11 protein-coding genes and 1 pseudogene are annotated in these 12,273 nt (G+C 71.1%); 7 read left to right on the top strand and 5 right to left on the bottom strand.

Features of this window, described 5'->3' with window-relative positions; translation table 11 throughout:
- Nucleotides 1–26: 26 nt before the first annotated feature.
- Genes AB0I79_RS34005 through AB0I79_RS33995 form a run of 3 tightly spaced genes read right to left on the bottom strand, consistent with a single transcriptional unit; the run spans nucleotide 27 to nucleotide 2,462 of the window.
- Nucleotides 27–1,337 (bottom strand): FAD-binding oxidoreductase, encoded by a 1,311-nt coding sequence (locus AB0I79_RS34005; RefSeq protein ID WP_357881909.1) that lies wholly within the window; start codon nucleotides 1,335–1,337, stop codon nucleotides 27–29.
- A 38-nt stretch (nucleotides 1,338–1,375) separates the two neighbouring features.
- Complete coding sequence (locus AB0I79_RS34000) at nucleotides 1,376–1,780, bottom strand: DUF4267 domain-containing protein (protein ID WP_357881906.1); 405 nt, start codon at nucleotides 1,778–1,780, stop codon at nucleotides 1,376–1,378.
- 43 nt (nucleotides 1,781–1,823) lie between these two features.
- Complete coding sequence (locus tag AB0I79_RS33995; protein WP_357881903.1) at nucleotides 1,824–2,462, bottom strand: hemerythrin domain-containing protein; 639 nt, start codon at nucleotides 2,460–2,462, stop codon at nucleotides 1,824–1,826.
- A gap of 102 nt (nucleotides 2,463–2,564) precedes the next feature.
- Between AB0I79_RS33995 and AB0I79_RS33990 the strand changes: the two genes are divergently transcribed.
- Together AB0I79_RS33990 and AB0I79_RS33985 are read left to right on the top strand one after the other, a co-directional pair.
- A complete protein-coding gene (locus AB0I79_RS33990) occupies nucleotides 2,565–5,813 on the top strand; it encodes a BTAD domain-containing putative transcriptional regulator (protein ID WP_357881900.1) in 3,249 nt (1,082 codons plus the stop codon).
- Nucleotides 5,814–5,903: 90 nt separating this feature from the next.
- Nucleotides 5,904–6,024, top strand: a pseudogene (locus AB0I79_RS33985) (SAM-dependent methyltransferase); the annotation flags it as partial.
- A gap of 30 nt (nucleotides 6,025–6,054) precedes the next feature.
- On the opposite strand, the gene AB0I79_RS33980 reads toward AB0I79_RS33985, so the two are convergent.
- A complete protein-coding gene (locus AB0I79_RS33980; RefSeq protein ID WP_357881897.1) occupies nucleotides 6,055–6,375 on the bottom strand; it encodes a sigma factor in 321 nt (106 codons plus the stop codon).
- A gap of 191 nt (nucleotides 6,376–6,566) precedes the next feature.
- Here AB0I79_RS33980 and AB0I79_RS33975 point away from each other — a divergent pair, with 191 nt between their 5' ends.
- From AB0I79_RS33975 to AB0I79_RS33965, 3 genes are read left to right on the top strand one after another with little or no spacing between them, the layout of a single operon-like run.
- A complete protein-coding gene (locus tag AB0I79_RS33975) occupies nucleotides 6,567–7,952 on the top strand; it encodes an alpha/beta hydrolase (RefSeq protein ID WP_357881894.1) in 1,386 nt (461 codons plus the stop codon).
- 10 nt (nucleotides 7,953–7,962) lie between these two features.
- On the top strand, nucleotides 7,963–9,114 hold the full coding sequence (locus tag AB0I79_RS33970) for a sensor histidine kinase (RefSeq protein ID WP_357881891.1): 1,152 nt from the start codon (nucleotides 7,963–7,965) through the stop codon (nucleotides 9,112–9,114).
- Nucleotides 9,111–9,761: a response regulator transcription factor gene (locus AB0I79_RS33965; protein WP_357881888.1), complete on the top strand. Its 651-nt coding sequence runs from the start codon at nucleotides 9,111–9,113 to the stop codon at nucleotides 9,759–9,761. The genes AB0I79_RS33970 and AB0I79_RS33965 overlap by 4 nt, the downstream gene beginning before the upstream one ends.
- A 78-nt stretch (nucleotides 9,762–9,839) precedes the next feature.
- Here AB0I79_RS33965 and AB0I79_RS33960 read toward each other — a convergent pair whose 3' ends face one another.
- Nucleotides 9,840–10,505, bottom strand: a complete 666-nt coding sequence (locus tag AB0I79_RS33960) for a TetR/AcrR family transcriptional regulator (protein WP_357881885.1) — start codon at nucleotides 10,503–10,505, stop codon at nucleotides 9,840–9,842.
- Between the two features lie 231 nt (nucleotides 10,506–10,736).
- On the opposite strand from AB0I79_RS33960, the gene AB0I79_RS33955 reads away from it, so the two are divergent.
- Together AB0I79_RS33955 and AB0I79_RS33950 are read left to right on the top strand one after the other, a co-directional pair.
- A complete protein-coding gene (locus AB0I79_RS33955; RefSeq protein ID WP_357881882.1) occupies nucleotides 10,737–11,240 on the top strand; it encodes an RNA polymerase sigma factor in 504 nt (167 codons plus the stop codon).
- Nucleotides 11,237–12,253, top strand: a complete 1,017-nt coding sequence (locus AB0I79_RS33950; RefSeq protein ID WP_357881879.1) for a hypothetical protein — start codon at nucleotides 11,237–11,239, stop codon at nucleotides 12,251–12,253. Before AB0I79_RS33955 ends, AB0I79_RS33950 begins: the two co-directional genes overlap by 4 nt.
- Nucleotides 12,254–12,273 lie beyond the last annotated feature (20 nt).

Genomic DNA, 12,273 nt, shown 5'->3' with positions numbered 1-12,273 from the left:
AGGGGCCGTGACCTGCTGGGAACCGATCATCCGAGCACCGGGTAGTTCGCGCGGAACACGTTGTGCGGGTCACGGGCCCGCTTGATCTCCCGCAGCCGCGCGAGCGCGCTGCCGGAGAAGGACTTCGCCGCCGTGTCACCGGGGGACAGCAGGGTGTACGGCTTGCGGCCGCTGGTGTAGGCCTCCAGGTCGGCCACGACCTCGGCCTGCTTGGCGCGCGTCGCGTCGGCCACGTGCGGCAGGCCGAGACCCAGCAGGCCGAGCAGGTACGGCTCAGCCACCGCGCCGCTCGCCCCGGCCCCGCCGCCCGGCTCGGCGAGCGCCCCGCCCAGGTGCCTGATCTGCACGTTGATGAGCGGTTCGACCGGCTTGGCCAGCAGGAGCTCCACCGCGTCGGCGTCCAGGCCGGTGAGCAGCTCCGCACGAGTGATGGACGGGGCCGGATCGGTGGGCTCGGCGGTGATGCCGCCCAGGTTGGCGACCGGGACGACGCCGCGGCTGTCGGAGATCGCGTCCCCGATCTTGTCGATGCGCGCCGGCAGGTCCTCCCCCTGAGCCGCCTCACCCAGGTGGACCAGATCCAGCGTGACCATCGGCGGCGCGCCGGGTGGCTGGAGCCGGTTGATCCAGACACTGAGTTCACGCGGCGCCTCGGCGGTGATCTCCAGGAACGCGTCGTACACCTCCCTGGTCCGGTGCTCCGGCCAGATCACGCGCCCGCCGTACAGGACCGGCGCGGGATACAGCTCGAGTTCGAGTGCGGTCACCACCGCGAAGTCCCCGCCACCGCCGCGCAGCGCCCAGAACAGCTCCGGATCGGACTCGGCGGTCACCCGGCCCTGCTCGCCCTCGGCGTCCACGATGTCGATGGCCCGCACGCTGTCGGAGGCGAAACCGTACTTGCGGCTGAACCAGCCCACCCCGCCGCCCAGGGTGTAGCCGGTCACGCTGACTCCCGGCGCGCTGCCGGTCAGGCCGGTCAGGCCCAGCGGACCGGCCGCCGCCAGCACCTGCCCCCACTTCACGCCCGCGCCCACCCGGACCATGCGCTCCTCCGCGCGTACCTCCACCTCGTTCAGCAGGCCGGTACGCAACAGGATCAGGCCCTCCACGTCACCCGAGGCGCCATGCCCGCTCGGCTGCGCGGTCACCGTCATGCCCGCCCGCCGCGCGTAACGCACCAGCGCCGCCACGTCATCGGCATCCGCGGCCTCCACCACGGCCGCCACCGGCTGCCTGACGGTCAGATTCCACGCGGTGGACGCCTGTTCGAAGCCGTCGTCACCGGGCAGGAGCACGCGCCCCTTGAGGACACCGCGCAGATCGTTGATGGTCATCGTCGTCTCCCTTTTCGAGTTGTCAGAGAATGCGGGCGTCAGGCGGGCTGCGCGGCGGTCGCCGGGGTGGTGCTGGTCTCGCGGAGGGTCAGCAACCCCGTGACCGCGATCAGCGCCGCGGTCAGGCCGTGGATGCCGAGCGCGGCGGCCGTGGATCCGTGGTGGGCCAGGACGTTGACCATGTCGCCGAACGGGGCGACGGCCACCATCAGCAGGACCCAGCCCAACGGGCGGCGGTGGCCCGTCACCAGCAGGATGCCCATGGCCAGGCCCATCGCGATCTCGCGGCTGCCCTTCACGATGGAGAAGCCGCTGCCGTCAGAGGGCCAGTTCGCCAGCCCCGGGAAGGTGGTCCCGAGGGGCAGGACGAAGGACAATCCGAGGTAGAGGGTGAACAGGACGACGACGGCGGCCAGGACGGTGTTGAGCTTCTTCAGCGACATGGTCGTTCTCCTTGCATGTCTTGTATGTACGGACGGGCAGGGTTCAGCCGCGGACACGGCGGATGTGGCGGGCGTAGCGGGGGCGGCCGATGACGTGCCAGATGACGCGGACCGGGGCGGGAAGGCCGCTGAGGACGATGGCGCGCTCGGCCGGGTTCGCGTCCTCCAGGACGGCGCCGAAGAGCGTGAACAGGGTGAGCTTGGGCGTGTTGTTCACCAGGTGGCCGCCCAGGCAGGCCCACTCCTGTTGGGTGATGTGCTCGGCCACGAGCGGGAGGAGGGTGGCCTCCTCGTCGTCGAGGTGTTCCAGCAGGACCGCGCGGTGCTCGCAGAGGGCGGCCGCCAGGGTGTCGCGTTCGTCGGCGCCCGCGGTGGCCTCCCAGGCGGGGAGCGCGGCGTCGAGCCTGCTCAGGGTGACCGCGACGCGCTCGTGCTGGGCCTGCATGCGCAGGACGATGTCGGCCTCCAGGTCCACCCGGGAAAGGAGCGGCGGCCACAGCAGCTCGTCCTCGCCCTCGTGGTGGTTGTGCAGGACCAGCCGGTAGACGCGGAAGTGGCCGGCGATCACCTTGGCGCGAGCGGTGTCACCCGGGGCGACGGCCGCCACGAGCTCCACCAGCAGCCGTGACTCACGGCGGAGCACGCGGTGGACGATCTCCATGTCCCGGGTGTTGACGCTCATCTGTTCCCGCCCCTTCATCGGTTGCGATGTGTTCAGGCTGCTCCTGGGTGTTTGGAGGGGATTTGGAGGGGACTTGGAACGTCCACGTAAGATGTGCGGATCATGGTCTTCATCCGGGTGCTGGGCTCTTTCGTGGCCGAGGTCGGCGGCGAGCCCGTTCCCTTGGGCGGGCCGCGGCAGCGGGGCGTGCTGGCGTTGCTGGTGGCGGCGCGTGGGCAGGTCGTGCCGGTCGACCGGATGATCGAGGATCTGTGGCGCGGGGAGCCGCCCGCGCGGGCACTGATGTCCCTGCAGGCGTACGTGTCCAACCTGCGCCGGCTGCTGGAGCCCGGACGCCCGCCGCGCACGCCGGCCCGGCTGCTGGTGAGCGCGGCGCCGGGTTACGCGCTGCGGCTGCCACCGGAGGCGGTGGACGCGTGGCGGTTCGAGGGCCTGCTGGGCCAAGCGCGTACGGACACCGACCTGCGCGCCGCGCAGGCTCGGCTCGCCGAGGCGCTGGGGCTGTGGCAGGGACCGGCGTTCGCCGAGGTCGCCGACGAGCCGTGGGCCGCCGCCGAGACGGCCCGGCTGAACGAGCTGCGCCTGGTTGCCACCGAGCTGCACGTCGCGGCGGGTCTGCGCATCGGCGACCCCGCCGCGGTGGTTCCCGAGGCCGAGCGGCTCACCCGCGACGAGCCCCTCCGCGAGGAAGGCTGGCGGCTGCACGCCTTGGCACTGTGGAGCAGCGGCCGCCAAGCCGACGCGCTGGCGACGCTCCGCCGCGCCCGCGGCATCCTCGCCGAGGAGCTCGGGCTCGACCCCGGCCCGGACCTGACGGCGTTGGAGGAGGCGATCCTCACCCAGCGCACAGACGTCCTACGCGCGACCGTGCCCCCGCCCCCGCCCCCGCCCCCGCCCCCGCTGACCGCACCGCTGCCGCAGGCGGCCCCTCTCCCGGGGACGGCTCCGATCGTCGAGGCGCCGTTCGTGGGACGCGAGGCCCAGCTGTCGGCACTGGTCACGGCGGCCACCGGGGCCGCCACCGACGGAGCCCGTATCGCCCTTGTCACCGGCGAGGCCGGGCTCGGCAAGTCGACGCTGCTGGAACACCTCGGCAGGCGGCTCGAACGTGACGGATGGCTGGTCGCCGTCGGCCGCTGCCCCGAGGTCGACGGCGCGCCGCCCGCGTGGGCCTGGACTGAGGCGCTGAGCGCCGTCGCCGCGTCCACGTCCCCGGGCGAGTTCGCGGACGACCTCGCGCCGCTGCTCACCGACACCGGACCGGTGAACGCCGACGCCACCGCTGGACGGTTCCGCCTGCGCCAAGCCGTGTGGAAGTGGCTCGCGACGGTCGCCACGGAACGCCCGGTCGCCGTCGTGCTGGACGACCTGCACTGGGCGGACGCCACCACGCTGGAACTGCTCGGCGGCGGCCTCGGCATGCGGGCCCCGATCCTGGTCGTCGCCGCGTACCGCGCGGACGAGAGCGGGCACCTCACCGAAACGCTGGCCTCCCTCGCGCGCGCCACGCCCCTCCGCCTGGCGCTGCCGGGGCTGAACGACGAGGCCGTCGCGGAGCTCGTACGGGCCGAATGCGAGGCCGACGAGGAGACCATCGCAGGGATCGCCGAGCGCACCGGCGGCAACCCGTTCTACGTGCGCGAAAGCGCCCGGCTGCTGAACGGCGAAGGCGCGCTGGTCGCCCTCTCCGAGGTCCCCGAAGGCGTACGGGACGTCCTGCGCCGCCGGCTCGCGCGCCTGCCCGAGGGAGGCGTGTCCGTCCTCCGGCTGGCCGCGGTCGCAGGCCGGGAAAGTTCAGTGGACGTCCTCGTCAAGGCCGCCGACACCGACGAGGACGGGGTGATGGACGCCTTGGACGCGGGCGTCATCGCCGGGCTCCTCGACGAGCCCGGCCCAGGCCTCATCCGCTTCGTCCACGCCCTCGTCAGGGACACGCTCATCGCCGACGTCAGCAGATTGCGTGCTACCCGGATGCACGCCCGGATCGCCGCCGCTCTCGAAGGAACCGACGACATCGCGGCGCTGGCCCATCACTACGCGCGCGCCGGCTCACCGAAGGCCGTCGGCTACTGCGTCCAGGCCGCCGAGCTTGCCGAGGCCCGCTACGCCCACGACGTGGCGGCCGACCTCCTCACCGATGCCGTCGCCAACTCGACCGGACCGGACGAACGCGTCGAACTGCTCGGCAGGCTGCTGCGCGCGCAGATCCGGGCGGGGTCCGTCGCAGCCGCCCGCGAGACGCGCCGTCAAGCCGTGGAGTACGCAGAGTCCCTGGGCCGCGACGACCTGATGATCGCCGCATTCACCGCGTGGACAGAGCCCACCGCCTGGCGGGCCCGTACGTACGGCACGGTGGACCGGCCCGTCGTCGACCGCCTGAGCCGCCTGCTGAAGCGTGACCTGACCCCTTCGGTGCGGTCCCGGCTCCTGACGGCGTACGCGAACGAACTGGTCGGCGAGGACGACCCGACCGTTGCAGAGGCAGCGCAGGAGGCGCTCGACCTCGCCACCGAACCCCGGTTGCGGGCCGCGGCACTCGAGATCCTGGCCGAAGCCCACGGCGACGCCGAGCTCTGCCGGGAGCTCGTGGAGATCGGCACCGAGCACGACCTGCCGGTCTACCGCGTCACTGGGCTGCTCAACCATGCCGGCGTCGCCGCCGCCGCCAATGACCCGGTGACCATGCACCAGGTGATCACCGAGGCCCTGGAACTCGCGCGTACCTACCGAATGCGCGAGGCGATCTCCGTCGCCGAGATCACGCTGGCGAGCCTGGCGCTCGTCGAAGGCCGATTCGCCGACGCCGAGCGCCTCTACATCAAGGCCGACGAGGGCATGCGGCGCATCGGATCGGTGCACACGGGCTTTTTCCAACTTGCCCTGGCTACGATCCGGCTGAACGAGGGCACGCTCGGCGCGCACCTGGACGACGTGCGCGCCCTCCACGCCGCGCTCGGCCCCATGGTCTGCGACCTGCTCGCGCTCGCCCTCCACGCCAACGGCCTGGACGCCGAAGCCCGCGAGGTCCGCGCGTCACCCCGCCCGATCCGCCCCGACTTCTTCTTCACCTTCCTCACAACGTTGCGCGCGATGGCCGTCGTCGCCTTGAACGACCGCGATGCCGCCGAGGAGATCTACGCGACGCTGCTTCCGCATCGCAACGGCCCCCCGGCGGGCGCCGCGAGCCTGTCGTTGGCGCTGCGCCCGGTCGCCCACACCCTGGGTGAACTGGCCGTCTTCCTCGGCCGCACCGACGAGGCCGCCGCCCACTTCACCCTGGCCGCCACCATCGCCGACCGCTGGAACGCACCCCACTGGGCCGCCGAGGCCCGGTTGCGCACGACCGCCTAGCCTCTGCCCACGGCGCTACCTCATGAGAAATGACGGACTTGGCGTCCAATGGAGCTCCTGCCGAACAGTGATCTTGGTCGACACGGTTCCGGCACCGGACTGCCGACGATGCAGAACACCCACGAGACTCGCCCAGGCGCTCGACCCCGCCGCGCGCATCATCCATGTCGACAACGACCCGCTGGTGCGCGTGCACGCCCGCGCGCTGCTCAGGAAACACCTCCCCCGAGGGCATGACCTCCTACGTGGCACGCTGCTTGGGGGTCAGCCGCATGAGCGCCTGATGCAGGACGACCCGCAGGACGGCGGAGTCCTCGGTCGAGTACGCGCGGTCGGGCGGGTCGGCGCTCGGCACCTCGCCGGAGCCACGGCGCCGCCGCCAAGAGGTGTACTGGTTCACCGTGGCCTTACGCGCGCAGGCGTCGAGGTGGTCGATGTGGCGTAACCTCGGCCACCGCCCGATCATGCGAACCAGCACACTCTGCAGCAGGTCCTCGGCACGGTGGGTCTCTCCGGTGAGCAGGTAGGCCAGGCGCAACAACGAGCGTCGGTGGGCATCCACGAACGCTCGGAAGCTGGCATCGCGATCCAACGTCTCTCCTCATGTCGGTATCCCTCAAACGCGATGGGGGCAGCTCAAGCCGGCCGTCGTGGGCCTGACCCGGGTCGCCCGCCTTCCATGCCGCAGTCCCGGACGAAAGATATGCAGAAAGAGGGACGCGAGAGCGGTGCGGGCCCGGCCATCCTGCCGGCATGAACATCGCCCTATCGCTCATCATCAGCGCGGCCACCACCCTCGCTCCGGCCACATCCACCCCCCTGTCATGGCAGGACTGCGGGGACGGTCTGCAGTGCGCGCAGATCAAGGTGCCGGCCGACTGGGCCCGACGATCAGAGCCGCGGGTGACGATCGGGCTTGCCAAGCTGCCCGCCCAGGACCAGGCCCGTAAGAAGGGGGTGCTCCTGGTCAACACCGGCGGGCCGGGCGAGCAGATCGCGCTGCTGCGGCGCGTCAAACAGTCCTTCGCCGACCTGACCAGATGGTTCGATGTGGTGATCTTCGATCCGCGGGGGTTCGGCCGGTCCACCGCCATCACATGTCCCCTGCCCGCCCCCTTCGCCACCGAGTGGGTGTTCCCCGCCAAGGCGGCCTACGACGCGTACGCCGCGAAGAACCGTGCGTTCGGACAAGCGTGCGCCGAAGAGGCCGGCGTGCTGTCAGGCAACCTCAACTCCTGGCAGATCGCACATGACATGGAGGCGATCAGAAAGGCGCTCGGCCAGGCCAAGCTGACCTATCTGGGCAACTCGCACGGCACCGCGCTCGGGCAGGCCTACGCCGAGTTGTTCCCCCGCAGGGTCGGCCGGATGTACCTCGACAGCGTGTGGGACCACACCACGCCCGACCTGCGCGAGTGGCTCCACCGGCGCGCCCACGCGCTGGAGGCCAACGCCGAACGCTTCGCCGCCTGGTGCAGGGGCACCACCACCTGCGCGTTGCGCGGCGAGGATCCCCTGGCCGTCTGGGACGAGGTGATGGTCAAGGCCCGCCGCGAGCCCATCCCCGCCCCCGAGGCCGGCCCCGGGGTGCGCATCAGCGACACCCAGATCGCCTCCCGCGCCAACTTCACCTACGAGGCCACCTGGGAGCGCCTGGCCGCCGGGCTCGCGCGGGCCCGGGCCGGTGACGCCTCGTTCTTCGCCAAGGTGGAAGGGATGCCCGACCCCGACCTGTCACGCGTCATCCTCTGCGCGGATCTGCCCTACCCCGGCTATGACAAGCTCAAGAAGCTGGAGACGGCGCTGCGCCGCGACACACCGCACATCGGGTGGCGGTCGGTCTGGCCGATGGCCAACCACTGCGCGGGCCTGCCGCCCACCGGAACCTACCCGCCGCACCCCATCAAGGCGCCCGGCCTGCCACCGGTGCTCATCGCAGGTGGCACCTACGACGACAACACCCCGACGGGCGACGGCCGGAGGCTGGCCGCCCAGCTGCCCGGCGCCCGGTTCCTGACGGCGGCCGGCGGGCATGCCCTGTACTTCTCCGGCCACCCCTGCGTACGCGAGCACGTGCACCGCTACTTCACCACCGGCGAGCTGCCGCCGCGCGGCGCCTCCTGCGGACCGGCGAAGTAGCGTAACGGGCGTGTACGCCAGACAGGGACTGCTCGTGCTCGCGACCACGGCCACGCTCACCGCGCTCGCCCTGCTCGACGGCAGGGCGCCGCAGCCCGGGCTCCCCCTGCTGGCCTGCGCCGGCCTCGCCGCCGCCCTGCCCCTGACACTACGCAACCGCTTCCCGTTGCCAGGAGCGCTGCTCTCAGCGGCGATCGCCCTGCTCGGCCTGGTGATCCCTGGCTGGCAAGGCCGGTTGGTGACCATGGTCATGTTCGGCGCGGCGGCCTACCGCCTGCCGCGCCGCCCCTGGCTGGTCATGAGCCTGTCCATCGCCTGGACCATCGGCTACGGCCTGCTCGTCCCGCAAGCCTTCAGAGGGCTCTCCGTGGTCACCGACCTGGTCATCATGGGTGTCGCCCCGGTCGCGGTCGGCAACGCCCTGCGGCTGCACGGGGAGCGCGCCGCGCAGGCGGCGCGACTCGACCACGCCGAGGCCGGGCGCGCGATGGCCGAGGATCGCGCCGCGCTCGCCCGCGACGTGCACGACAGCGTCGGCCACCACCTCACCGCGATCCGCATGCAGGCCACCGCCACCCGCCGGGCCCTGCACAACCGGGCGCAGGCCACCAATCGGGGCCAGGCCGGCCATGCCGAGGCCGGCGACCAAGCCGACGGCGGCCAGGTGGATGCGGCGGATCGGGCCTTGAGCATCATCGCCGAGCTCTCCGCGACCGCGCTGCGAGAGGTACGCGCCCTGCTCGACTCCCTGCGTGAGCCGCCTGCCGGCCCGGCGCTCGAAGGGATCGAGGAGCTGGCCAGGCGGCTGTCCACGCCACACCTGCCGATCTCCGTGCACCGCGCCGGGCCCGCCATCCCGCTGCCACCCACCGTGGCCCAGACGATCTACCGCGTGGCGCAGGAAGCACTCACCAACGCCGCACGCCATTCCGGAGCCAGCCACGTGAATGTACACCTGCTGCGCGACCGCGCCGCGGTGACGATTGCGGTCACCGACGACGGCCACGGCCGGGCCGGAGCGGACGGGCGGGGCATCAGGGGCATGCGCGAACGCGTGCACCAGCACGGCGGCACCCTCACGGCAGGGCCGCGACAAGATCGCGGCTGGCGGGTGGAGGCGGTCCTGCCGATCCGGCAAGTCGGTGGACAGGGAGCGGCGTGACCATTCGCGTGATGATCGCCGATGACCAGCCCGCCGTACGCGACGCCTTGCGCGTGACGCTGGACGCCGAGCCCGACATTCAGGTGGTCGGTGAGGCGGCCGACGGGGCCGAGGCCGTGCACCAGGCACTGTGGCGACGCCCCGACGTGGCCGTGCTGGACCTGCGCATGCCGTACGTCGACGGCCTGTCCGCGATCCGGCAGCTGGCCGCCACGAACAGCCCGCCGAAGATGCTCGCGCTGACGACGTTCGACACCGACGAGTACCTCTTCGGCGCGCTCCAGTCGGGGGCTTCGGGGTTCCTGCTCAAGGACAGCGATCCCGAACTGCTCCTGGAGGCGGTGCGGGCGCTGCACCGCGGACACGGGCTGGTGGACCCGCAGGTCACCACCCGGCTGATCCACCGCTTCGCAACGCTGTCACCCGCTCCCGACACCGACGCCCGGCAACGGCTCACCCCTCGCGAACTCGAGGTGCTTCGGCACTTGGCTCGCGGGCTGAGCAACGCGGACATAGCCGGAGCCCTGACCATCGAGGAAGGCACGGTCAAGAACCACGTCGCGAGCCTCCTGCGCAAGCTCGGACTACCCACCCGAGTTCACGCCGTCATCTATGCCTACGAGCACGGCCTGGCCCCACACCGCTGAGGCGTGTGTCCTGTGGATCTTCGAAGGCTGTCCGGCGTAGATCATCCGTGTGGATGACCACCCCCTGGAACCACATCTCTACCGGCCTGTCCCCATGGACGTGGACGCGATCTGTCCCGTAAGAATCCGGAGAATGGGCCTGCGGCGGCGATCGTCACGACCACGTCCGTCTCGAACGCGCGTCCAGGAAGTTGTTCCGGTCGCAACACCGTTCCGGCACGTCACCGTGACGCAGATCGAGCCGATCACCGAGCGCATGCGTCGCATCCGCATCACCGGCTGCCCGTCGAGGGCGATCCGGTGCAGAATTTCGGGGGTGACTCCGGTCTGGGCCGTCACGCGGATACCGGAGATGAGGGTGTTGACCAGGAGTGCGCCCTCACCGGCGTCAGGGCCGTCCGGCATGCCTCCGTCCATGCGGCCGGCCCGGATCCGGTCGGCGCCGCTGAGGGAGGTGTCGGTGAGGATGGATGTCTGGCGCGCCCGCATGGTGGATGCGTAGTGCTCGAGTGCGCGGACGAACAGCTCATCCTTGGACGTGAACGCGTTGTACAGGCTGCTGCGCCGCACGTCGGCCGCCTCGCAGAGCTGCTCGGTCGAGGTGTCGGCGTAGCCGTGGACGCGAAACTGCGCCGCTGCGGCTTCGAGAACGACGCTCTCGTCGAAGATTCGCGGTCTGGCCATGAGCGAACGCCACCACGTTCTATATTCCGGAATCCAAAAGGGTGGCGCGGAACTCTTCATGCCCGGCCACGTTCGCGCTCGCGACGTCGCACGGGCTACATCCCTGGACGGCTGCCGCACGGCGTCGGCGCAATCTCGGCTGGCCACAGGTCCTCGATGTAACCAGCGGCGATGTCGGGGGTTGGTGTACAGGCGCGGGTAGCGGTCGTTGGCGTGGCCGAGGCACACGTACGCTACGACAACTCCTCAAGATTTCCTGGAAGGACCGGGTGCTTGCGGGCAATCAAGTGTGTGATCACTGCTCCCGGCATCTTCGAGGCCGTCTTCGAGGCCCATTACGAGGAGATCCGGCGCTACATCGGACGCAGGCTCGACCCCGACGTGGCCGAGGACCTCGCCGCCGAGACGTTCCTCATCGCCTTCAGGCAACGTGAACGCTTCGACTCGGGCTTGGGCGAGGTCAGGCCATGGTTGTACGGCATCGCGACCAACCTCATCGGCCGCCACCGGCGCGCCGAGGTGCGCCGGTACCGCGCCCTGGCCCGGACAGGGCCGCCACCTGACGACGAAGGACACGACCAGCGGATCGTGGACAGGCTCAGCGCGAGCGTGACGGTCGACCGGTTGGCCGGAGCGCTGGCACGGCTTTCACAGGGAGAGCGCGACGTGGTGCTCCTCATCGCGTACGGCGGGCTGGGCTACGACGAGGTGGCGGCGGCGCTCGGCATCGCCTCGGGGACTGTCGCGTCAAGGTTGAGCAGGGCCAGGACCAAGCTGCGTGAGGTGTTGGGATGAACGAGTTCCAGGTCATCGACTCGGTCATGCCCGATGTGCCGCCTCCCTCGGCCGAGCAACTGCTGGCGGCGCGGGAGCGGATACTCGCAGCTGCACCGGTGTCCCATGTGTCGATGGCGGGGGCGGGCAGAAGGTCGTGGACGGGGATGGCGCTCGTCGCGGCGGCTGTCGTGCTCGTGGTCGGCGTGGTGGTGGCCCTCGTCCCTCGATCTTCGGTGGAGCCGGTCGCGGTCACGCCCATGCAGAAACTGGAGGCCGCGGCCGCCAGGCTGGCGGCCACACCGGAGGCGAACGGCCGCTACTGGCGACGAGACACCGAGCACGTCGTGCGGACGAAGAGCGATCATGGCTACAAGGTCGAGGAACGCGCCATGGAGGCCCTCGCCTTCGGGCCCGACCGTGAGGTCTACGGCTGGCACGAGCCGGTGTCGTCGAAGCCGTACACGGCCGAGGACCTGAAGGCGTGGCGACGGGACGGCTCCCCCAAGCTGTGCCCCGCACGGGGGTGCGACAAGAACATGCCCGCATACTCCTCAACGGATCTGGAGGCGGGGCTGGAGCTCGCCGATGGGCTGAAGCCGACGCTGACGGAGCTGCGGAGCCTCCCCAAGGAGCCGGCGGCCCTCAAGTCCCGGCTGCTGGAAAGCTACCGCCCTCAGGTGGACACCGAGCGCGAGCGCTGGCTCAAGGAGGCCGCCTCGCGGCTCATCACCTCACCGGCGGCGCCCGGCACCAGGGCTGCCGCCTACCTGCTCCTCGCGAAGGAGCCGGGCATCACGGTGGTCGACGACGTGCCGCGGACGTTCGGGCTCGACGGGCTGGCTCTCCAGGAGAAGACGGGGCAGGGCGTAAGGCAGATCGTGATCGACCGCAAGACCGGCCACGTGCTCGGGAGGCAATGGCTGGCTCCTGACGGTGTCCACCATCACGCCGAGATCGTGAGGAAGGTGGGCTGGAGCGATGTGCGCCCGGTGCCACCTGCCGGATGTGTCCGGTGTACGACCCGGTTGTAGAAAGCACCGGATCGCGGCGC

Source organism: Nonomuraea sp. NPDC050202, assembly GCF_040656115.1.
Classification (GTDB): domain Bacteria; phylum Actinomycetota; class Actinomycetes; order Streptosporangiales; family Streptosporangiaceae; genus Nonomuraea.
Note: the sequence above shows the minus strand (reverse complement) of the source record. Positions and strands in the feature narration are given on the sequence as shown.

Bases quoted from the DNA above. Each gene is read 5' to 3' on its own strand.
- AB0I79_RS34005 (WP_357881909.1), bottom strand. From the start codon at position 1,337: ATGACCATCAACGATCTGCGCGGTGTCCTCAAGGGGCGCGTGCTCCTG.
- AB0I79_RS33950 (WP_357881879.1), top strand. From the start codon at position 11,237: ATGAACGAGTTCCAGGTCATCGACTCGGTCATGCCCGATGTGCCGCCT.
- AB0I79_RS33960 (WP_357881885.1), bottom strand. From the start codon at position 10,505: ATGAAGAGTTCCGCGCCACCCTTTTGGATTCCGGAATATAGAACGTGG.
- AB0I79_RS33990 (WP_357881900.1), top strand. From the start codon at position 2,565: ATGGTCTTCATCCGGGTGCTGGGCTCTTTCGTGGCCGAGGTCGGCGGC.
- AB0I79_RS33995 (WP_357881903.1), bottom strand. From the start codon at position 2,462: ATGAGCGTCAACACCCGGGACATGGAGATCGTCCACCGCGTGCTCCGC.
- AB0I79_RS34000 (WP_357881906.1), bottom strand. From the start codon at position 1,780: ATGTCGCTGAAGAAGCTCAACACCGTCCTGGCCGCCGTCGTCGTCCTG.
- AB0I79_RS33975 (WP_357881894.1), top strand. From the start codon at position 6,567: ATGAACATCGCCCTATCGCTCATCATCAGCGCGGCCACCACCCTCGCT.